The sequence below is a fragment of the Mesorhizobium sp. 131-2-1 genome, assembly GCF_016756535.1.
Classification (GTDB): Bacteria; Pseudomonadota; Alphaproteobacteria; order Rhizobiales; family Rhizobiaceae; genus Mesorhizobium.
In genome coordinates this window covers 1,127,465-1,149,003 of sequence record NZ_AP023247.1, presented here as the reverse complement: position 1 = coordinate 1,149,003, position 21,539 = coordinate 1,127,465, and the positions used below count along the sequence as shown (strand labels likewise).

General features: G+C 65.3%; 18 protein-coding genes. 7 read left to right on the top strand and 11 right to left on the bottom strand.

Annotated elements, in window-relative coordinates:
• Window positions 1–47: 47 nt before the first annotated feature.
• The 7 genes from atpD to JG743_RS05555 form a co-directional block, all read right to left on the bottom strand.
• On the bottom strand, window positions 48–1,613 hold the full coding sequence (atpD, locus tag JG743_RS05585) for a F0F1 ATP synthase subunit beta (RefSeq protein ID WP_202298838.1): 1,566 nt from the start codon (window positions 1,611–1,613) through the stop codon (window positions 48–50).
• Between the two features lie 74 nt (window positions 1,614–1,687).
• Entirely contained in the window at window positions 1,688–2,572 is an 885-nt protein-coding gene (locus JG743_RS05580; RefSeq protein ID WP_202298837.1) for a F0F1 ATP synthase subunit gamma, read from the bottom strand.
• Between the two features lie 34 nt (window positions 2,573–2,606).
• Window positions 2,607–4,136 carry a F0F1 ATP synthase subunit alpha gene (gene atpA / locus JG743_RS05575; RefSeq protein WP_202298836.1) on the bottom strand — a complete coding sequence of 510 codons (1,530 nt, stop codon included), beginning with the start codon at window positions 4,134–4,136 and terminating at the stop codon, window positions 2,607–2,609.
• Window positions 4,136–4,696 (bottom strand): F0F1 ATP synthase subunit delta, encoded by a 561-nt coding sequence (locus JG743_RS05570; RefSeq protein WP_202298835.1) that lies wholly within the window; start codon window positions 4,694–4,696, stop codon window positions 4,136–4,138. The genes atpA and JG743_RS05570 overlap by 1 nt, the downstream gene beginning before the upstream one ends.
• 246 nt (window positions 4,697–4,942) lie before the next feature.
• Window positions 4,943–5,338 carry an AGROH133_08824 family phage infection protein gene (locus JG743_RS05565; RefSeq protein WP_126057603.1) on the bottom strand — a complete coding sequence of 132 codons (396 nt, stop codon included), beginning with the start codon at window positions 5,336–5,338 and terminating at the stop codon, window positions 4,943–4,945.
• 94 nt (window positions 5,339–5,432) lie between these two features.
• Window positions 5,433–6,128, bottom strand: coding sequence for an aspartate/glutamate racemase family protein (locus JG743_RS05560; protein ID WP_202298834.1), 696 nt, complete (start codon window positions 6,126–6,128; stop codon window positions 5,433–5,435).
• A gap of 35 nt (window positions 6,129–6,163) precedes the next feature.
• Complete coding sequence (locus JG743_RS05555) at window positions 6,164–8,347, bottom strand: primosomal protein N' (protein WP_202298833.1); 2,184 nt, start codon at window positions 8,345–8,347, stop codon at window positions 6,164–6,166.
• A gap of 89 nt (window positions 8,348–8,436) precedes the next feature.
• Here JG743_RS05555 and fsa point away from each other — a divergent pair, with 89 nt between their 5' ends.
• Complete coding sequence (gene fsa, locus JG743_RS05550) at window positions 8,437–9,093, top strand: fructose-6-phosphate aldolase (RefSeq protein WP_202298832.1); 657 nt, start codon at window positions 8,437–8,439, stop codon at window positions 9,091–9,093.
• Between the two features lie 208 nt (window positions 9,094–9,301).
• Here fsa and lptE read toward each other — a convergent pair whose 3' ends face one another.
• Entirely contained in the window at window positions 9,302–9,883 is a 582-nt protein-coding gene (gene lptE / locus JG743_RS05545) for an LPS assembly lipoprotein LptE (protein ID WP_202298831.1), read from the bottom strand.
• Complete coding sequence (leuS, locus tag JG743_RS05540) at window positions 9,870–12,497, bottom strand: leucine--tRNA ligase (protein WP_202298830.1); 2,628 nt, start codon at window positions 12,495–12,497, stop codon at window positions 9,870–9,872. Before leuS ends, lptE begins: the two co-directional genes overlap by 14 nt.
• Window positions 12,498–12,644: 147 nt before the next feature.
• On the opposite strand from leuS, the gene JG743_RS05535 reads away from it, so the two are divergent.
• The gene (locus tag JG743_RS05535; protein ID WP_202298829.1) at window positions 12,645–13,307 is read left to right on the top strand and encodes a YggS family pyridoxal phosphate-dependent enzyme; all 663 of its coding nucleotides are present in this window, start codon (window positions 12,645–12,647) and stop codon (window positions 13,305–13,307) included.
• Between the two features lie 108 nt (window positions 13,308–13,415).
• Window positions 13,416–14,465 (top strand): aldo/keto reductase, encoded by a 1,050-nt coding sequence (locus JG743_RS05530; protein WP_202298828.1) that lies wholly within the window; start codon window positions 13,416–13,418, stop codon window positions 14,463–14,465.
• Between the two features lie 55 nt (window positions 14,466–14,520).
• Here the strand turns inward: JG743_RS05530 and JG743_RS05525 are convergent, their stop codons facing one another.
• Entirely contained in the window at window positions 14,521–15,426 is a 906-nt protein-coding gene (locus JG743_RS05525; RefSeq protein ID WP_202298827.1) for a LysR family transcriptional regulator, read from the bottom strand.
• A gap of 116 nt (window positions 15,427–15,542) precedes the next feature.
• Between JG743_RS05525 and JG743_RS05520 the strand changes: the two genes are divergently transcribed.
• On the top strand, window positions 15,543–16,724 hold the full coding sequence (locus tag JG743_RS05520; protein WP_202298826.1) for an MFS transporter: 1,182 nt from the start codon (window positions 15,543–15,545) through the stop codon (window positions 16,722–16,724).
• A gap of 40 nt (window positions 16,725–16,764) precedes the next feature.
• On the top strand, window positions 16,765–17,799 hold the full coding sequence (locus tag JG743_RS05515; RefSeq protein WP_202298825.1) for an aldo/keto reductase: 1,035 nt from the start codon (window positions 16,765–16,767) through the stop codon (window positions 17,797–17,799).
• A gap of 262 nt (window positions 17,800–18,061) precedes the next feature.
• On the opposite strand, the gene JG743_RS05510 is transcribed toward JG743_RS05515, so the two are convergent.
• Window positions 18,062–18,334, bottom strand: a complete 273-nt coding sequence (locus JG743_RS05510) for an usg protein (RefSeq protein WP_202298824.1) — start codon at window positions 18,332–18,334, stop codon at window positions 18,062–18,064.
• A 301-nt stretch (window positions 18,335–18,635) separates the two neighbouring features.
• Between JG743_RS05510 and acs the strand changes: the two genes are divergently transcribed.
• Complete coding sequence (gene acs, locus JG743_RS05505) at window positions 18,636–20,591, top strand: acetate--CoA ligase (protein ID WP_202298823.1); 1,956 nt, start codon at window positions 18,636–18,638, stop codon at window positions 20,589–20,591.
• Window positions 20,591–21,340: an MOSC domain-containing protein gene (locus tag JG743_RS05500; RefSeq protein ID WP_202298822.1), complete on the top strand. Its 750-nt coding sequence runs from the start codon at window positions 20,591–20,593 to the stop codon at window positions 21,338–21,340. Before acs ends, JG743_RS05500 begins: the two co-directional genes overlap by 1 nt.
• Window positions 21,341–21,539 lie beyond the last annotated feature (199 nt).

The window sequence follows — 21,539 nt, the reverse complement described above, 5'->3', positions numbered from 1 at the left end:
CCAGCTGCTATTCACTACTGACTACTAACTACTCCCTATTGCCTTGATTATGCCGCTTCAGCCGCCAGGCGCTGCGCCTTCTCGACCGCTTCCTCGATGCCGCCGACCATGTAGAAGGCGGCTTCCGGCAGGTGGTCGTAGTCGCCGGCGCAAAGGCCCTTGAAGCCCTTGATGGTGTCGGCGAGGTCGACCAGCTTGCCCGGCGAGCCCGTGAACACTTCGGCGACGAAGAACGGCTGCGATAGGAAGCGCTCGATCTTGCGGGCGCGGGCAACGGTCTGCTTGTCCTCTTCCGACAGCTCGTCCATGCCCAGGATGGCGATGATGTCCTGCAGCGACTTGTAGCGCTGCAGGATCGACTGCACCTGGCGCGCGACCTGGTAGTGCTCCTCGCCGACGACCATCGGGTCGAGCATGCGCGAGGTGGAGTCGAGCGGATCGACGGCCGGGTAGATGCCCTTTTCCGAGATCGCGCGATTGAGCACGGTCGTGGCGTCGAGGTGGGCGAACGAGGTCGCCGGCGCCGGGTCGGTCAAGTCGTCGGCCGGCACGTAGATCGCCTGCACCGAGGTGATCGAACCCTTGGTCGTCGTCGTGATGCGTTCCTGCAGCGCGCCCATGTCGGTGGCCAAGGTCGGCTGATAGCCCACGGCCGAAGGAATACGGCCGAGCAGAGCCGACACTTCCGAGCCCGCCTGCGTGAAGCGGAAGATGTTGTCGACGAAGAACAGCACGTCCTGGCCCTGGTCGCGGAAATACTCGGCGACCGTCAGGCCGGTCAGGCCGACGCGGGCGCGGGCGCCCGGCGGCTCGTTCATCTGGCCGTAGACGAGCGCGGCCTTGGAGCCGGCGCCGCCGCCCTTCTTGTTGACGCCCGATTCGATGAACTCGTGATAGAGGTCGTTGCCTTCGCGGGTGCGCTCGCCGACGCCGGCGAACACCGAGAAGCCACCGTGCGCCTTGGCGACGTTGTTGATCAGCTCCTGGATCAGCACGGTCTTGCCGACGCCGGCGCCGCCGAACAGGCCGATCTTGCCGCCGCGGGCATAAGGTGCCAGCAGGTCGAGGACCTTGATGCCGGTGACCAGGATCTGCGCTTCCGTCGACTGGTCGACATAGGCCGGAGCCGGCTGGTGGATGGCGCGCTGCTCGATACCATCGACCGGGCCTTCCTCGTCGACCGGCTCGCCGATGACGTTGATGATGCGGCCGAGCAGGCCGGGGCCGACCGGCACCGAGATCGGCGCGCCGGTGTCATAGACTTCCTGGCCGCGGACCAGACCTTCGGTCGAGTCCATGGCGATGCAGCGCACGGTGTTCTCGCCGAGATGCTGGGCCACTTCGAGCACGAGGCGGTTGCCGACATTGACCGTTTCCAGCGCGTTCAGGATCGCCGGCAGATGGTCGCCGAACTGCACGTCGACGACGGCGCCGATGACCTGGCGGACCTTGCCCACGGCGCCGGTCTTCTTGACGGCGACGCTCGCCGCCTTGGCCGGTGCTGCCTTGGCCGGTGCCGCCGCCTTCTTGGCCGGAGCGGCCTTCGCGGCTGCTGCCGGAGCCTTGGCCGGTGCCGCCTTGGCGGCGGTCTTCGGAGTCGCTGCTTTCGCCATCGTCTTTGCCCTTTTTCGTCTTTCTGTTTCTCGCGGTCCGCGTGGAGGTCAGCGACCTCCACATGGGCACGCGACTAGAGCGCCTCGGCGCCCGAAATGATTTCGATCAATTCCTTGGTGATCTGCGCCTGCCGCTGGCGGTTGTAGGTGATCGACAGCTTGTTGATCATGTCGCCGGCGTTGCGCGTCGCATTGTCCATGGCGCTCATCTTGGCGCCCATTTCGCCGGCTGCGTTTTCGAGCAGCGCGCGGAAGATCTGGACCGAGATGTTGCGCGGGATGAGGTCGGAGAGGATCTCGCCCGGCTCCGGCTCGTATTCGTAGACGGCGTTGCCGCCAATGGTCGCCTCGGCGGCTGCCGAAGCCACGCCCGCCGGGATGATCTGCTGCGCCGTCGGGATCTGGCTGATCACCGACTTGAACTGCGAATAGAACAGCGTGCAGATGTCGAAGCCGCCGTCGTTGAAGAGGTGGATGACTTTCTTCGCGATCGCATCGGCATTGGCGAAGCCAAGCGTGCGCACTTCACGCAGGTCGACACGCTCGAGGATCAGCGAAGCATAGTCGCGGCGCAGGATGTCGTAGCCCTTCTTGCCGACGCAGATGATCTTGACCTGCTTGCCGTCGGCCAGAAGCTTGCGGATGTGGTCACGCGCAAGGCGGGCGATCTGCGAATTGAAGCCGCCGCACAGGCCGCGCTCGGCCGTGCAGACGACGAGCAGATGCACGTCGTCCCTGCCGGTGCCGGTCATCAGCGCCGGCGCATCGCCGCCGCCGCCGATCGCCTGGGTGATGTTGGCCAGCACCGCGCCCATCCGCTCGGAATAGGGACGCGCCGCTTCCGCCGCTTCCTGCGCGCGGCGCAGCTTCGCCGCGGCGACCATCTGCATCGCCTTGGTGATCTTCTGCGTCGCCTTGACCGAGGCGATACGGTTACGAAGGTCTTTTAATGAAGGCATGCTTCAAACCTGATCCCGTGCGTCCGGCTTCTTCTCAAGCGAAGGTCTTGGCGAAGGCGTCGATTTCCGCCTTTAGCTTGGCGCGCAGGTCGTCCGACAGCGCCTTCTCCTTGCGGATGCCGTCGAGCACGTCCTTGCCGGCCGTGCGCATATGGCTGAGCAGACCGTGCTCGAACTTGCCGACCTGGTTGAGCGCCAGCTTGTCGAGGTAGCCGTTGACGCCGGCGAAGATCACCGCAACCTGCTCTTCGACCTTGAGCGGCGAGAACTGCGGCTGCTTGAGGAGCTCGGTCAGGCGCGAACCGCGATTGAGCAGACGCTGCGTGGCGGCGTCGAGGTCGGAGCCGAACTGCGCGAAGGCCGCCATTTCGCGATACTGCGCGAGCTCGCCCTTGATCGAGCCGGCGACCTGCTTCATCGCCTTGATCTGCGCCGAGGAGCCGACGCGCGACACCGACAGGCCGACGTTGACCGCCGGACGGATGCCCTGGAAGAACAGGTTGGTTTCCAGGAAGATCTGGCCGTCGGTGATCGAGATCACGTTGGTCGGGATGTAGGCCGACACGTCGTTGGCCTGCGTCTCGATGATCGGCAGCGCGGTCAGCGAACCGTTGCCATTGTCGTCATTGAGCTTGGCGGCGCGCTCGAGCAGACGCGAGTGCAGGTAGAAGACGTCGCCCGGATAGGCTTCACGGCCCGGCGGGCGGCGCAGCAAGAGCGACATCTGGCGATAGGCGACGGCCTGCTTCGACAGATCGTCGTAGCTGATCAGCGCATGCATGCCGTTGTCGCGGAAATATTCACCCATGGTGCAGCCGGCGAACGGCGCCAAGAACTGCATCGGCGCCGGGTCGGACGCGGTGGCGGCGATGATAATCGAATAATCGAGCGCGCCGCGCTCTTCCAGCACCTTGACGAACTGCGCGACGGTCGAGCGCTTCTGGCCGACGGCGACGTAGACGCAGTAGAGCTTCTCCTTTTCCGGGCCGTTGTCGTGCACCGACTTCTGGTTCAGCATCGTGTCGAGGATGATGGCGGTCTTGCCGGTCTGGCGGTCGCCGATGACCAGCTCGCGCTGGCCGCGGCCGACCGGGATCAGCGCGTCGATGGCCTTGAGGCCCGTCGACATCGGCTCATGCACCGACTTGCGCGGGATGATGCCGGGCGCCTTGACGTCGACGCGCTTGCGCTCGACTGCCTTGATCGGGCCCTTGCCGTCGATCGGATTGCCGAGCGCGTCGACGACGCGGCCGAGCAGGCCGGGGCCGACCGGGACGTCGACGATGGCGCCAGTCCGCTTGACGGTGTCGCCTTCCTTGATGTCGCGGTCGTTACCGAAGATGACGACGCCGACATTGTCGGCTTCGAGGTTGAGCGCCATGCCGCGGATGCCGCCGGGGAACTCGACCATCTCGCCGGCCTGGACATTGTCGAGGCCGTAGACGCGGGCGATGCCGTCACCGACGGACAGCACCTGGCCGACTTCGGAGACCTCGGCCTCCTTGCCGAAATTCTTGATCTGGTCTTTCAGAATTGCGGAAATTTCCGCGGCGCGGATGTCCATCAGCCGACCTCTTTCAGTGCAAGCTTGAGCGAATTGAGTTTGGTTTTGAGCGACGTATCGATCTGGCGCGAGCCCATCTTGACCACCAGCCCGCCGAGCAGCGACGGATCGACGGTGACCGTGATGGCCACGTCCTTGCCGGCAACGCCCTTCAGCGCCGCCTTGAGTTCGGTCTGCTGCTCCGCCGTCAGCGCATGCGCCGAGGTGACCTCGGCCGAAGCCTCGCCACGATGCTCGGCGGCGATGCGGCGGAACGCCTTGATCATGCCGGGCACTGCGAACAGGCGGCGGTTCTTGGCGACGACGCGCAGGAAATTGCCGGTCAGGCCGGTGATCTGTGCCTTGTCGGCGATCGCGGCGATCGCCTTGGCCTGGTCCTCGCTGGAGAACACCGGGCTGTTGATCAGGCGGGAAAGATCAGCACTGCCTGCAAGCAGCGCCTCGAAGCTGGTGAGGTCGGCCTCGACCTTGGCGACCGAATTTGCCTGCAGCGCGAGTTCGAACAGCGAACCCGCATAGCGTTCTGCGACAGCTGAGATTGGCGATGACGATTGAGCCACGGACCGTCTTTTCTCTTGTCTGACAGGCCGCAGATTGTTGGCGCGAGCGAGAACTCTGGCTAAATCTTTGACCTTACTGCATTTTTCCAAGCTCGGAGGCGCGGCTTCCGCTATCCCCGGCCGAAAGTCGATTGCCGTCTAGCACAGGCCTTTTAAGACCGCAATGCGTCGTCCGGCATGGTTTTCAGGCACTTTTGTCGCATCCGGCGATAGAGTCCGACCGCAAGCGGCGGATTAGTCAATGATTCAGGGCAAAAAGCCGAAAGCAAAGGCCAGCGGCAATGCCGCCAGCACCAGTTCAACCACGATGGAGGCCCAATTGAAAGGGGTGTTGGCGCCGTCCGACATCATCGACAGCAAACGGCCGAAAGCGGTGAACAGCCAGGAGAAGCCGAGCGCCATGTAAAGCAGCGGCTGCGCGAGCAGGATGCAGCACAGGCTGACGCCGAGATAGAAGCCCGACATGCGGCCGCGCCCCTCGGCGATCGCCGCCGCCTTTTCCGGTCTTGCCTGCAGCCTGAGGATCCTGAAGGCGAGGTTCGGCGCCAGGAACAGCAGCAAGCCTATGAGCAAGGTCGCGACGGCGCTCGACCATGCCAGCCACTCGCCCTGGCTCATCGGCCACGGAAACGCAAATTCCATCTTGTCCCCTCGTAAATGCCTGTTTGAAAATTCCGGGCATTCTAGCGAAGGAAAAGCCGTGCGCCAGATGGCGGCCGGCACTTTAGAGCGCACATCAAGAGAGCGCGAAGGTGACCGCCGCCTCGGCATGCAGGCGCGTCGTGTCGAACACCGGGATGTCAAAGTCCGCCTGGCCGATCAGCATGGTAATCTCGGTGCAGCCCATGATGACGCCGTCGATATTTTCATCGCGCCGCAGGCGGCCGACTTCTTCGACATAGGCCGCATGCGAATCGGCTTTGACGATGCCCTGGCAGAGCTCGTCATAGATCACGCGGTGCACCATGTCGCGCCCGGCCTGGTCGGGCACCACCGGCTGCAGGCCGTATTTCTGCGCCAGCCGGCCCTTGTAGAAATCCTGCTCCATGGTGAAGCGGGTAGCGAGCAGCGCCGGGCGCCTGACGCCGGCACCCTTGACCGCGACCGCGGTGGCGTCGGCGATGTGGATCAGCGGGATTGACACCGCCGCCTGCACCTCATCCGCCAGTCTGTGCATGGTGTTGGTGCAGACCACCAGGCCCTCGGCACCGCCGGCCTCCAGCTTGCGCGCGGCATCGACGAGAAGCACGCCCGCGCCCTGCCAGTCGCCGGCATGCTGGCGCTCGGCGATCTCGGCAAAGTCGAACGACCACAAAAGCAGTTTGGCCGAATGCAGCCCGCCGAGCCGCTCCCGCACGATCTCGTTCAGCAGGCGATAGTAGATGGCGGTCGATTCCCAGCTCATGCCGCCGAGCAGGCCAAGGGTTTTCATTTGTCATGTCTCCGCTGCGGATTATACGATCAGTGTCACAAGAAGCTCTGCGGATCGATGTCGACCTGCACCCTGACCGAGCCGCGCAATTTCGGCCCCTCCGCCAGCATGGCGCGGATGAAGCCCTGCATGTCGGCGCGCCGCTCGCCCTGGATCAGCAGGCGGAAGCGGTGACGGCCGCCGAGCAATGACAACGGCGCCTCGGCCGGGCCGAGCACGAACAGGTCGGAAGCTTGCGGCGCGGCGCGGCGCAGCCCTCGCGCATGCGCCTCGGCTTCGGCGCGCGTCGCGGCGCTGACGATGACGCCGGCCAGGCGGCCGAAGGGCGGCAGCGCCGCCCGCTCGCGTTCGGCGATCTCGCGCTCGTAAAAGGCCTCGGCGTCGCCGGAGACGATCGCCCGCATCACCGGATGGTCCGGCTGGTAGGTCTGCAGCAGACCGAGGCTCTTCTTGCCGGTGCGGCCGGCGCGGCCCGTCACCTGGCTGAGCAACTGGAAGGTGCGCTCGGCGGCGCGCGGATCGCCATTGGCCAGGCCGAGATCGGCGTCGACCACGCCGACCAGCGTCATGTTTGGGAAGTTGTGGCCCTTGGCGACGAGTTGCGTGCCGATGACGATGTCGGCCTCGCCATTGGCGATGGCTTCCAGCTCGAACCTGAGCCGCCGCACGCCGCCCATCAGGTCGGACGACAGCACGATGGTGCGGGCGTCGGGAAAATGCGTCACCACCTCCTCGGCGATGCGTTCGACGCCCGGCCCGCAAGCCACCAGATGGTCGAGCGTGCCGCATTCCGGGCAGGCTTCCGGGCGTTTCTCGTTGTGGCCGCAGTGATGGCAGACGAGCTGGCCGCGAAAGCGATGCTCGACCAGCCAGGCCGAGCAGACCGGGCAGCCGAATCGGTGGCCGCAGACACGGCAGAGCGTCAGCGGCGCATAGCCGCGCCGGTTGAGAAACAGCAGCGACTGTTCCTGCTTTTCCAGCGTGCGCCGCATCTGGTCGAGCAGCAGCGGCGACAGGAAGCCGCCGCGCGCCGGCGGCGCCCGACGCATGTCGATCGACTTCAGGTCGGGGAGCGCTGCCTCGGCAAAGCGCGACGAAAGCACCGCCCGATGATAGCGGCCCTGGCTGGCATTGACCCGGCTTTCGACCGACGGCGTCGCCGAGGCGAGCACGATCGGGAAGCCGCCTATGTGGCCGCGCACCACCGCCATGTCGCGCGCATTGTAGAAGACGCGGTCCTCCTGCTTGTAGGCGGGGTCGTGCTCCTCATCGACGATGATCAGCCCGAGCTCCGGGAATGGCAGAAACAGGGCCGAGCGCGCGCCGGCGACGACGCGCACGCCGCCTTCCGCCACTTGCCGCCAGACCTTTTCTCGCATCCTCGGCGGCAGGTCCGAATGCCATTCCGCCGGCTTGGCGCCGAAACGGTCCTGGAAGCGTTCGAGGAAGGCGTGAGTCAGCGCGATTTCCGGCAGCAGGATCAGCACCTGCTTGCCCTGGTCGAGCGCCGCCGCCACCGCCTCAAAATAGACTTCCGTCTTGCCGGATCCGGTGACGCCATCGAGCAAGGTGACGCCGAAGGCCTTCGCCGCGACACCGGCGCGCAGCAGCGCCGCCGCATCCTCCTGGTCGGGCATCAGCGTCGGCTGCGCATACGCCGGGTCGGGCGCCGCCACCACCGGCCGCGGCGGGATCATTACCGTCTCGAACACACCTTGCGCCCGCAAGCCGTCGATCACGGTCGACGACACTCCCGCCGCATGCGCCAGCCCCGAGCGCGTCCAGGCGAGCCCGCCCTCGGCCGTCTCCAGCACGCGCGCCCTCGCCTCCGTCATCCGGTCGGGTTTTGCCAGAGTGCGCTGCAGCCCTTCGATCCACGGCTCCGGGTCGAAGGCTTCCGGCGCCCGCAGCAGCATGCGCGCCACCATGCCCGGCGCCGACAGCGTGTATTGCGCGATCCAGTCGACGAAGCGGCGCATCGCGCGGTCGATCGGCGGGCAATCGAACACCTGCTCGATCGGCCGCAATTTCTTCGCATCGACCGTCTCGACGGCCCCGTCCCAGACAATGCCGGCGACCTGGCGGGGTCCGAGCGGCACGCGCACGATCGAGCCCGGCACCACGCGCATGCCGGCGGGCACCGCATAGGTGTAGGGCCGCTCGGCCGGCATCGGCACCAGCACGGGCGCGGCCGCGACAAAGGGCGAATCTTCGATCATGAGGCGTGACCTTGCCCCGACTTTGGTCTAGAGCAAAGGCCGACCCCCAAGCTGCATGACATGCACATGAAAATCTTCAGGAGACCGCGATGAAATTTTTTGTCGACACCGCCGATATCAAGGAAATCCGCGAGCTGAACGACCTGGGGCTGCTCGACGGCGTCACCACCAATCCCTCGCTGATCCTGAAGTCGGGCGGCAAGATCGCCGAAGTGACCAAGCAGATTTGCGACATCGTCGAGGGCCCGGTTTCGGCCGAGGTCGTGGCGACCGAGTACAAGCAGATGATGGCCGAGGCCGAGGTGCTGGCCAAGATCGCCCCGAATGTCTGCATCAAGGTGCCGCTGACGCTGGACGGGCTGAAGGCCTGCAAGACCATCCGCACCGAGATGAAGCGCATGGTCAACGTCACGCTCTGCTTCTCGGCCAACCAGGCGCTGCTCGCCGCCAAGGCCGGCGCCTCCTTCATCTCGCCCTTCGTCGGCCGCATCGACGACACCGGCTCGGACGGCATGGAGCTGATCCAGGAGATCCGGCAGATCTACGACAATTACGATTTCCAGACCGAGATCCTGACCGCCTCGGTGCGCACCGTGAACCACGTCAAGCAGGCGGCGCTGATCGGCGCCGACGTGATCACCGCGCCGCCGGCGACGCTGAAGGCGCTGGTCAGCCATCCGCTGACCGACAAGGGCCTCGCCGCCTTCCTCGCCGACTGGGCCAAGACCGGGCAGAAGATCGGCTGATCGCGGTCTCGCTGAAAATGAAAAGGCCGGGCGACCGGCCTTTTTTGTCGATGCGCGCGCGGCGCGAAGGTGTGTTGAGATTCAGGTCAGGCCGCGCCGAGAACGGTGGTTTCCGAGAACCGGAGCGGAGCGTACTTGAAGTACGTGAGCACCGGAAGCGCAGGAAATCGGCGTTCGCAGGCCGGCCTCACCTGAATATCAATACGCCTCAGGCCTTCTTGCCATGCTTGATCAAGTCCTGCGCGACGGAGAGCCTGAGCAGGTCCGCCAGCTCGCGCGCGGCGCGGTTCTCGGCATCGAGCTGCGCCCGGTAGGACGCATATTCCTGGCGCGGCCGGTCGAAGGACGACGGCACCGAGCGCTTGCCGGTTGCGATGACCGCGCCGGTGCTTGCGTCGGTCAGCACGTAGGACGAGGTCAGCGTCACCGTACCCGCGGTCGGCTCGTCCTCGTCGGTCTGGATCTGCACCAGTGCCGCCGATTCGACCAGCTCGGTGACGCCGAGATCGAGGACGTAGGCAGGCGTTGCCGGCTCGCCGGAGCCCTGGCCGAAGCCGAAGATCAGATTGTTGCGCACCTGCTGGGCATAGCGGGTCTTGACCGGCTTGACCGAGATCGACGCCAGTTCGGCGGCGGCGCCGACAGTCGAGCCGGCAGTGAGCGGCGCGTTCGAATAGAGCGGCCTGACGGTGCAGGCCGACACCAACGCCAGCGAGGCGACCAGGCCGTACAGCGCGGTGCGGCCGAGCAAGCGCGTCACACCAGTCTTTTCCCGATCAGGCAACGACATTGACGATCCTCTGCGGCACGATGATCACCTTGCGGGGCGCCTTACCGTCCAGCGCCTTCTGCACGAAGTCGAGGGCCAGCACCGCTTTTTCGACCGCACCTTGGTCCGCGTCGCGGGCAATTGTCAAATCCCCGCGCTTCTTGCCGTTGACCTGGACCGGCAGCACGATCTCGTTGTCGACGACCAGCGCCGGATCGTAGACCGGCCAAGGCCGTTCGGCGATCATTTCGGTGCCGCCCAGCGTCTCCCAGCACTCCTCGGCCAGATGCGGCATGACCGGCGCGATCAGGTGCACCAGGATCTCCACCGCCTCGCGGCAGGCGCCTTTCAGCGCCGCATCGGCCTTTCCTTCGGCCGCATCGTTGAGCGGCGGGGTCAAGGCATTGGCCAGTTCGTAGATGCGGGCGATCGCCCGGTTGAAGCCGAGCTTCTCGATATCCTCGCCGACCGCCTTGAGTATCTTGTGCGCAGCCTTGGACACCGCTCCCGCCTCGCCCTCGAGCGCCGCCTCAGGCTTGACGCCGGCCAGCGATTCGGCCGCGATCGACACCAGGCGCCAGATGCGCTGGACGAAGCGATGCGCGCCGGCCGCGCCGTCGTCGGTCCATTCGACGTCGCGCTCGGGCGGCGAATCCGACAGCATGAACCAGCGCGCGGTGTCGGCGCCGTAGCCGTCGGTGATCTCTTCCGGGCTCACCGTGTTCTTCTTCGACTTCGACATCTTCTCCAGCGGGCCGATGACGGCCTCCTCGCCGGTGGCGATGTCGATGGCGCGGCGCTTGCCGCCGTCGTCCTCGAGCCGGACCTCGCTCGGCGACAGCCAGCGGCCGTTGTTGGACGGCCCGCCGACACGGTAGGTCTCGTGCACCACCATGCCCTGCGTGAACAGGCCCTTGAACGGCTCGGCGAGATCGAGATGGCCGGTCTCGCGCATGGCGCGGGTGAAGAAGCGCGAATAGAGCAGGTGCAGGATCGCATGCTCGATGCCGCCGATATACTGGTCGACGGCCAGCCATTCGTCGGCCGCCTTCGGCTCGGTCGGATCGTTGGCCCAGGGCGCGGTGAAGCGCGCGAAATACCAGGACGAATCGACGAACGTGTCCATCGTGTCGGTCTCGCGCCGCGCCGGCTTGCCGCATAGCGGACAGTTGACGTGCCGCCAGGTCGGATGGCGGTCGAGCGGGTTGCCCGGCCGGTCGAACTCGATGTCGTCGGGCAGCTTGACCGGCAGGTCGGCCTTCGGCACCGGCACCACGCCGCAATCCTCGCAATGGATCATCGGGATCGGGCAGCCCCAGTAGCGCTGCCGCGAAATGCCCCAGTCGCGCAGGCGGAAATTGACCTTGCGCTCGGCCATCGGCCGGTCGCCGATGGTCTTCTGTTCCAGCAGCTTCGCCACCTCGTCGAAGGCCTTCTGCGGCTTCATGCCGTCGAGGAAGCGCGAATTGATCATCACGCCGTCGTCGCCATAGGCCTCCTCGATGATCTGGAAGGTCTTGGCGTCGCCGTCTTCCGGCATCACCACCGGGATCACCGGCAGGCCGTATTTGTTGGCGAAGTCGAGGTCGCGCTGGTCGCCGGACGGACAGCCGAAGATGGCGCCGGTGCCGTATTCCATCAGCACGAAATTGGCGACATAGACTGGCAGCGTCCAGTTCTCGTCGAACGGATGGACGACACGGATGCCGGTGTCGAAGCCCTTCTTCTCGGCCGTTTCCAGCGCCGCCACCGAGGTGCCCATGTGGCGGACCTCGTCGATGAACTTCGCCAGCTCGACATTGCTCTCGGCGGCCTTCCTGGCCAGCGGGTGATCGGCGGCGACCGCCATGAACGAGGCGCCGAAGATCGTGTCCGGCCTGGTCGTGTAGACTTCCAGCTCATGCTCGCCGGCGACCGGTTTTGCCAGCGGCCAGCGGATCAGCAGCCCTTCCGAGCGGCCGATCCAGTTGTGCTGCATCAGCTTGACCTTCTCCGGCCATTCGTCGAGGCCCTCGAGCGAATCCAGCAGGTCCTGCGCGTAGTCGGTGATCTTGAAGAACCACTGCGTCAGCTCGCGCTGCTCGACCAGCGCGCCCGAACGCCAGCCGCGGCCGTCGATGACCTGCTCGTTGGCGAGCACCGTCATGTCCTCCGGGTCCCAGTTGACCTTGGAGGATTTGCGCGTCACCAGGCCCTTCTCGACGAAGTCGAGGAACAGCATCTGCTGGCGGTGGTAGTAGTCGACGTCGCAGGTGGCGAACTCGCGCGCCCAGTCGAGTGACAGGCCCATGACCTTGAGCTGCTCGCGCATGGTGGCGATGTTCTCATAGGTCCAGTCCTTGGGATGGACCTTGTTCTGCATCGCCGCGTTCTCGGCCGGCATGCCGAAGGCGTCCCAGCCCATCGGATGCAGCACGTTAAAACCCTTGGCCCGCTTGTAGCGCGCCACGACGTCGCCCATCGTGTAGTTGCGGGTGTGGCCAATATGGATGCGCCCCGACGGATAGGGGAACATCTCCAGCACGTAGTATTTCGGCTTCGGATCGTCGTTCCTCGCCTCGAACAGCTTCTTTTCGGACCAGGCCTTCTGCCATTTGGGCTCGGACGCGCGCGGATTGTATCGTTCGGTTGCCATCGGGTGTTTTTCACTTAAAAGCAGGCACGAGCCGCGGGACAATGCCCGGCGGCTCAGGAAAATGTCGTCGCGGTGTTCACCATGGATTGCCGGACCCGTCAACTGCGGCGACCCGGCGAAGGCTGAAACTATAGGCTGGATATAGGCATGACGAACGCTGTCGAACAGCTTTTTGCCGTCAGGGCGCGGATTGCAGCCGCCGAGCGCGAGGCCGGCCGCGATCAGGGCGCGGTCACGCTGGTGGCGGTGTCGAAGACCTTCGATGCCCCGGCGATCAGCCCGGTCATAGAGGCCGGCCAACGCGTCTTCGGCGAAAACCGCGTGCAGGAAGCGCAGGGCAAATGGCCGGCGCTGAAGGATCAATTTCCCGGCATCGAATTGCATCTGATCGGCCCGCTGCAGTCCAACAAGGCCAAGGAAGCGGTCGCGCTGTTCGACGTCGTCGAGACCGTCGACCGCGAGAAAATCGCCGCCGAGCTCGCCAAGGAGATGGCGAGACAGGGTCGGACGCCAAGGCTCTATGTTCAGGTCAACACCGGCTCGGAGCCGCAAAAGGCCGGCATCGAGCCGCGCGAGGCGGTCGCCTTCGTCGAGCGATGCCGCGAGATCCACGGCCTCGCCATAGAAGGGCTGATGTGCATTCCGCCGGCCGACGAGAACCCCGGCCCGCATTTTGCGCTGCTGGAAAAGCTCGGGGAGGAGGCCGGCGTCGCAAAGCTGTCGATGGGCATGTCCGGCGACTACGAGACGGCCATCGCCTTCGGCGCGACCAGCGTCAGGGTCGGCTCTGCGATCTTCGGCAGCCGGTAAGCCAACACCCTTGGGCCAAATTCTCTGGTGCAGTTGCGCCAGTGCTTGAAACGAAACGGTCCGTTTCTATATCCGTTGTGTCATTCAACACACTTCGGGAAATCCACCATGCGCTACAATCAACTTGGCAACACCGGGATGTTCGTCTCCGAACTTTGCCTCGGCACCATGACTTTCGGCGCCGCCGGCGAGAACGCCCTATGGGGCCTGATCGCCAGCCTCGACCAGAAGGGGGTCAACGAGATCGTCGGCCGCTCGATCGCGGGCGGCGTCAATTTCTTCGACACGGCCGATGTCTACTCCTTCGGCGAGTCCGAAAAACTGCTCGGCCAATCGCTCAGGGATCTCGGCGTCAAACGGTCGGACGTGGTCATCGCCACCAAGGTGCATGGCGCCATGGGCAGCGGTCCGAACGAGCGCGGCTCCTCGCGCGGCCACATCATGGATTCGGTCGACGCCAGCCTCGAGCGGCTGCAGCTCGACCATATCGATCTCTACCTGCTGCACGGCACCGATGCGGCGAGCCCGATCGACGAGACCCTGCGGGCGCTCGACGATCTCGTATCCAGCGGCAAGGTGCGCTATGTCGGCGTTTCCAACTGGCAGGCTTGGCGCATCGCCAAGGCGCTGGGCATTGCCGAGCGCAAGGGCTTCGCCCGCTTCGAGACCGTGCAGTCCTACTATTCGATCGCCAGCCGCGATCTCGAGCGCGAGATCGTGCCGCTCCTCAACGAGGAAAAGCTCGGCCTGATGGTCTGGTCGCCGATGGCGGGCGGGCTGCTGTCCGGCAAATACGGACCGGGCGCGCCCGGCAATGGCGAAGGCCGTCGCGCCTCCCTCAACTTCCCGCCGGTCAACGAGGACCGCGCCTGGGCCGCGGTGGCCTTGATGCGTGAGATCGCCAGGAAGCACGATATCAGCGTCGCCACCGTCGCGCTCGGCTATGTGCTGGCAAAACCCTTCGTGATGAGCGTCCTCATCGGCGCCAGCCGCATGGATCAGCTCGAACAGAACCTCGCGGCGACCGAGCTGAAGCTCGACGCCGACGATCTGGCCAAGCTCGATGAGGTGAGCGCACTGCCCGCCGAATACCCCGGCTGGATGCTGGATCGGCAAGCGGCAAACCGACGCCCGGCACCGTTCGTGGCGAAGACGTAGTCCTCAGCAATCCGCACGAGCAGCCGCGCGTCCTTCGGGCGCGTGGCTTGCTCGCTCAGAGCCTTACCGTCTCGACCAGGAAGTCGAGGAAGGCCCGCACCCGCGCCGGCAGATGCTTGCCCTGGCCGACATAGACGGCATGCGTCAACTCCTCGTCGCCGGGATTGAAATCCTCCAGCAACGGAACCAGCCGTCGGGCGGCGATATCCGGCTCGACATGCCAGCGCGCCAGCCTGGCGATGCCCACGCCGGAGAGCGCCATCAGCCGCATCGCCTCGCCATCGCTGACCAGCGCATTGCCCGTCACCGGGACGACGGTGGCGCGGCCGGTTTTGTCGGCAAACGGCCAGCCGTCGATATGGCGCGCGAAGCGGAAGCCCATGCGGTTGTGGTGGTCGAGATCGGCGGGCGTACGTGGCGTGCCGTGCGCGTCGAGGTAGGAAGGGGCGGCGACCACCACCACGCCGCTTCGCCCGAGCTTGCGCGCCACCAGTCTGGATTCGCCGAGCGGTCCGGCGCGGATGGCGACATCGGCGCGTTCCTCCATCAGGTCGATGATATGGTCGGTCAAGACGACGTCGACCGAGATCTCCGGATAGCGCTCGAGGAAGCGCGGCAGGAGCGGGATCAGCCGGTGCTGGCCGAACGGCACATAGGAGTTGATCCTGAGCAGGCCGCGTGGCGCCGCACCCGTCGCCGCCTCTCGCTCGGCTGCCGCCATGTCGGCCAGGATGCGCACGCCGCTGTCGTGGAAGGCGACGCCTTCCGGGGTGAGCTGCAACTTGCGTGTCGAGCGGCTGACGAGGCGGGCGCCGAGCCGCGCCTCCAGCCGCGCGATCAGCTTGCTCACCGCCGACGGCGTCATGCGCAGCGCCCGCGCCGCCGCAGAAAAACTGCCCGCTTCCACGACGCGGACGAACACTTCGATCTCGCCGGAGCGATTTGCCTCTGGTCTCGCCATTCGTGAATCTATTTCACAATTAATATGCCACAGGCAAGGCTGGTTCACAGGCCACCGCGACACAATCTTCCGGACCGGGACGCGGGAAATCCCTGCTCCACCACGGGACGATCGCCATGCCTCTTGCTCTTTATGCTCTCGCTGCCGGCGCCTTTGGCATCGGCGTCACCGAATTCGTCATCATGGGCCTGTTGCTCGAGGTCAGCGGCGACCTCGGCGTCTCGATCTCGGCGGCCGGCCAGCTGATTTCCGGCTATGCGCTGGGCGTCGTCATCGGCGCGCCGCTGCTCACCATCGCCACCGGCCGCTGGCGGCGCAAGACCGTGCTTCTGGCGCTGATGGCGATCTTCACCCTCGGCAACCTCGCCTGTGCGCTCGCTCCCGACTACTGGACGCTGATGGGCGCCCGCGTGCTCACCGCCTTTGCCCACGGCACCTTCTTCGGCGTCGGCTCGGTGGTGGCGACCGGTCTGGTCGCGCCCAACAGGAGGGCCTCGGCGATCGCGCTGATGTTCACCGGGCTCACCATAGCCAACATCCTCGGCGTGCCCTTCGGCACCTGGCTCGGCCAGGCCTTCGGCTGGCGCGCCACCTTCTGGGCGGTGACGCTGGTTGGCATCGCTGCCTTCGCGGTCATCCTGCTGTTGGTGCCGCGCGGCCAGGCGGAGCCGCAGAAGAGCGATCTGCGCGCCGATCTCGCCGTGCTCGGCCGCGCACCTGTCCTGCTCGGCTTTGCCACCACGGTGCTTGGCTATGCCGGTGTCTTTGCCGTCTTCACCTATATCGCTCCCATGCTGACCGGGATCAGCGGTTTTCCGGAAGCGGCGGTGTCGCCGATCCTGCTCGTGTTCGGCGGCGGCCTCATCGCCGGCAACCTCATCGGCGGCAGGGCCGCCGACCGCTGGCTGGTGCCGTCGGTGCTCGGCAGCCTCGTCGTCTTGGCGCTGGTGCTTGGCCTGATGACCTTCGCGCTGCACGACAAGATAGCCGCCGTCGTCTTCGTCGGCCTGCTCGGCGCCGCGGCCTTCGCCACCGTGGCGCCGCTGCAGATGTGGGTGCTGGAAAAGGCCGAAGGCGCCGGGCAGAGCCTCGCTTCCTCCTTCAACATCGCCGCCTTCAACCTCGGCAACGCCGCCGGCGCCTGGCTGGGCGGCGTGGTGATCGCGCACGGCCCCGGCCTTGGCGCCGTCACCTGGGTCGCCGCCCTACTGCCGCTTTCGGCGCTCGCCGTGGCCACACTGGCGCTGCGCCTCGATCGCCATCCGCCGCTCGGCGAGCCGGCGCCCGCTCGCACGTAAAAGACTGATGACTCCCCTTCGACATCACAGGAGAAAAAAGATGGACTATCGACATCTTGGCGCATCGGGCCTGAAGGTCCCGGCGCTTTCCTTCGGCGCCGGAACCTTTGGCGGCTCCGGCCCGCTGTTCGGCGCCTGGGGCAACAGCGATGCGCAAGAGGCGCGCCGGCTGGTCGACATCTGCCTCGAAGCCGGCGTCAATCTCTTCGACACCGCCGATGTCTATTCGAACGGCGCTTCGGAAGAGGTGTTGGGCGCGGCGATCAAGGGCCGCCGAGATGCCGTGCTGATCTCGACCAAGACCTCGCTGCCGATGGGCGATGGGCCGGCCGATTACGGGTCCTCGCGCTCGCGGCTGATCGGGGCGGTTGAGGACGCGCTCAGGCGTCTCGGCACCGACTACATCGACCTTCTGCAACTGCATGCTTTCGATGCTGGCACGCCGATCGAGGAGGTGTTGTCGACGCTGGACGACCTCGTGCGCGCCGGCAAGCTTCGTTATGTCGGCGTCTCCAATTTTTCCGGCTGGCAGGTGATGAAGTCGCTCGGCCTCGCCGACAGGCACGGCTATCCGCGCTACGTCGCGCATCAGGTTTACTATTCGTTGCTCGGCCGCGACTATGAATGGGAGCTGATGCCGCTCGGCCTCGACCAGGGCGTCGGCGCGCTGGTGTGGAGCCCGCTCGGTTGGGGCCGGCTGACCGGCAAGATCCGCCGCGGCCAGCCTTTGCCCGAGAAGAGCCGGCTGCACGACACGGCGAGCTTCGGTCCGCCGGTCGAGGACGAGCACCTCTACCGTGTCGTCGAGGCGCTCGACGCGATTGCGCAGGAAACCGGCAAGACCGTGCCGCAGATCGCCATCAACTGGCTCTTGCGGCGGCCGACAGTTTCCTCCGTCATCATCGGCGCCCGCAACGAAGAACAACTGCGCCAGAACCTCGGCGCCGTCGGTTGGACGCTGACGCCGGAGCAGGTGAGAAAGCTCGACAGGGCAAGCGAGGTGACCGCGCCTTACCCCTATTTCCCCTATCGGCGACAGGAAGGTTTCGCCCGGCTCAACCCGCCGGCGGTGTGATAGCGCTGTCGTTCGAGGTTAGCCGAAGCCTCTCGTACTTCGTCATCCCTGGGCGAAGCAGGAGCGAAGCTCCGTCGCGGAGACCCTGGGATCCATTCCGTGACCTTGGCCGTCGAGTACAGCGGAGCAGAATTCTGCACCGCTGCCACGCCGCGAAGTCACGGCATGGATCCTCGGGTCAAGCCCGAGGATGACGAAGCGATGGACGCGTCTCCACCAATCGCCAAAGCATGCGATCCCACAGAACCTCCGCGCCCCAGCCCTAGTGCAGCACGAACTCCCCATCCACCTTGCGCCACTCGTTCGGCGCGATCAGCTTCTGGTGCGTATAGACGACCGAATGCAGCGGCCCGTCGAGCTTGGTCTTCCAGAACTCGATGAAACGGATCAGCACCGGGAACTTCGGCGCGATGTCGTAGTCCTGCCAGATGTAGCTCTGCAGCAAATGCGGGTGGTCAGGGAAGTGATAGAGAATCTTGGCCGTGGTCAGGCCATATCCCCTGAGCATCAGGTCCATTTCGGTATGGTCATGCATTGCAGCCCCCTGCGTCGATCTCCTTTCCTCCCATGTGTGATTCTGCGCTCAGTTGCTTAACTGTCTATTGATATTTTCTGATCGTATCGGCCTTTTCCTTCGCCAAAACATGCGGTTAGCAGCGATGAGCCGCGAGTGCTGACAGCACGCTGCAATGCCCCTGCGTCATCCCGCCGCGCGAATCCAACGTCTAATATTGCCGTCACCCCGGAACTGTTAATAATGCGCCCGAATTCGCGGCCGCGTCGCCGCGATCTCGCCGATGGTCAAGCCGGCGATGGTTTGGGGAGGAAGTGAAGAAATGTCCGAGGTTCATGTCCACCGCGTCCAGCCGGCGTGGAAGAAGAACGCGCTGATCGACAACGACACCTATCTCAAATGGTACGCCGACAGTGTGACGTCACCGGACAAGTTCTGGGGCAAGCACGGCAAGCGCATCGACTGGTTCAAGCCCTTCACCAAGGTCAAGAACACCTCCTTCAACGGCAAGGTCTCGATCAAATGGTTCGAGGACGGACTGACCAACGTCTCGTACAACTGCATCGACCGGCATCTGAAGAAACGCGGCAACCAGACCGCCATCATCTGGGAAGGCGACAATCCTTACGATGACAAGAAGATCACCTACAACGAGCTTTACGAGCATGTCTGCCGGCTCGCCAATGTGATGAAGAAGCACGGCGTCAAGAAGGGCGACCGCGTCACCATCTACATGCCGATGATCCCCGAAGCGGCCTACGCGATGCTCGCCTGCACGCGCATCGGCGCCATCCATTCGATCGTCTTCGGCGGCTTTTCGCCCGACGCGCTGGCCGGGCGCATCGTGGACTGCGAATCGACCTTCGTCATCACCGCCGATGAAGGCCTGCGCGGCGGCAAGACCATTCCGCTGAAGGAGAACACCGACAAGGCGATCGATATCGCCGCCAAGAATTTCGTGATGGTCAACAAGGTCGTCGTCGTGCGCCGCACCGGCGGCAAGGTCGGCTGGGCGCCGGGGCGCGACGTCTGGTACCATGACGAAGTCGCTTCGGTGAAACCTGATTGCAAGCCGGAGAAGATGAAGGCGGAGGATCCGCTGTTCATCCTCTACACCTCCGGCTCGACCGGCAAGCCGAAGGGCGTGCTGCACACCACCGCCGGCTATCTCGTCTACGCCTCGATGACCCACCAATATGTCTTCGACTACCATGACGGCGACATCTACTGGTGCACCGCAGATGTCGGCTGGGTGACCGGCCACAGCTACATCGTCTACGGGCCGCTCGCCAACGGCGCCACCACGCTGATGTTCGAGGGCGTGCCGAACTACCCCTCGCAATCGCGCTTCTGGGACGTCATCGACAAGCACAAGGTCAACATCTTCTACACCGCGCCGACGGCGCTGCGCGCCCTGATGGGCGCCGGCGATGCCCATGTGACGAAGACCTCGCGCAAGTCGCTGCGCGTGCTGGGCTCGGTCGGCGAGCCGATCAATCCGGAAGCCTGGGAGTGGTATTTCAACGTCGTCGGCAACGGCAAGGTGCCGATCGTCGACACCTGGTGGCAGACCGAGACCGGCGGCATCCTGATCACGCCGCTGCCCGGCGCCACCAACCTCAAGGCAGGATCGGCGACGCGGCCGTTCTTCGGCGTCAAGCCGCAGCTGGTCGACGGGGACGGCAAGATCATCGACGGTGCCGCCGACGGCAATCTCTGCATCACCGATTCCTGGCCCGGCCAGATGCGCACCGTCTATGGCGATCACGATCGTTTCGTGCAGACCTATTTTTCCACCTACAAGGGCAAGTACTTCACCGGCGACGGCTGCCGCCGTGACGAAGACGGGTACTACTGGATCACCGGCCGCGTCGACGACGTCATCAACGTCTCCGGCCACCGCATGGGCACGGCCGAAGTCGAATCCGCGCTCGTCAGCCACGACAAGGTTTCCGAGGCCGCAGTCGTCGGTTACCCGCACGACATCAAGGGCCAGGGCATCTACTGCTATGTCACGCTGATGGCCGGCGCGGCTGCGAGCGACGGGCTGCGCAAGGAGCTTGTCGACCATGTCCGCAAGGAGATCGGCGCCATCGCCACGCCCGACAAGATCCAGTTCGCGCCGGGCCTGCCCAAGACCCGTTCGGGCAAGATCATGCGCCGCATCCTGCGCAAGATCGCCGAGGACGATTTCGGCGCGCTCGGCGACACCTCGACGCTGGCCGACCCGGCCGTCGTCGACGACCTGGTCGCCAACCGGCAAAACAAGAGGAGCTGATGGCCGACGCGGCGGCACTGGGCAAGGTCAGCCAGCTCTGGCGCTATCCGGCGAGCTCGCTCGCCGGCGAGCGCCAGGACGCGATCGAGGTTGGGAGCCGGACCGTCGACGGCGATCGCCTGTTCGGCCTGGTCGATGCCGAAAACGACGAGATCGCCCGGCCCGACCGGGAGGCGAAATGGCACAAGGTGCCGCTGATCCGCACCCGGCTTTCGAACGCCCGCGAACTGGAAGTCGCCGTTCCCGGCGGCGGCTGGCTGGCGGCGCCCGGCGCCGAAAGCGACCGCGCCATCTCCGCCTTTCTCGGTTTCGGGGCTTCGATCCGGCCATTCCACCAGGAAGATGCGGCGCCGGATTATGCCGGCCCGTTGACCGCGGAACGCTACGTCAAGACGCCGATCCATCTCCTGACCACCGCCTCGCTCGCCCGGCTCAAGACGCTGCATCCGGAAGGGGCGGCCGACCCCCGCCGCTTCCGTCCCAACATCGTCGTCGACATCGAGCCGGTCGAAGGTTCGTTTCCCGAAACCGAATGGATCGGCCGCAAGCTTGCGATCGGCGACCTGTTGCTGACCGTTTCGGAGCCGTGCCGGCGCTGCGGCTTCACCATCATCGCCCAGGACGGCTTTGACAACGACCCCGGCATCCTGCGCAACCTGGTGCGCCACAACGCCCACAATCTCGGCGTCTACTGCACCGTCGACCAGCCGGCGCGGATCGAAATCGGCGCGCCGATGCGCTTCGTTTAGCAACAGGTCAACGCGCCGTTTTAGCCTGCCCCTTGTCTTTTGCTGCAACGCACCCCATCATGAAGGTGTGTTCAACAGATCGAAAGGAGGTGATCCGATGTCGAGTGATTTCGTTTTCCAGAACGTGGCCTCAGCGGATTGCACTTTCGGGAAGCAGTCTTCCCGTTAAGGCGCGAGAAGCGCGGCAGGCGATGCGATG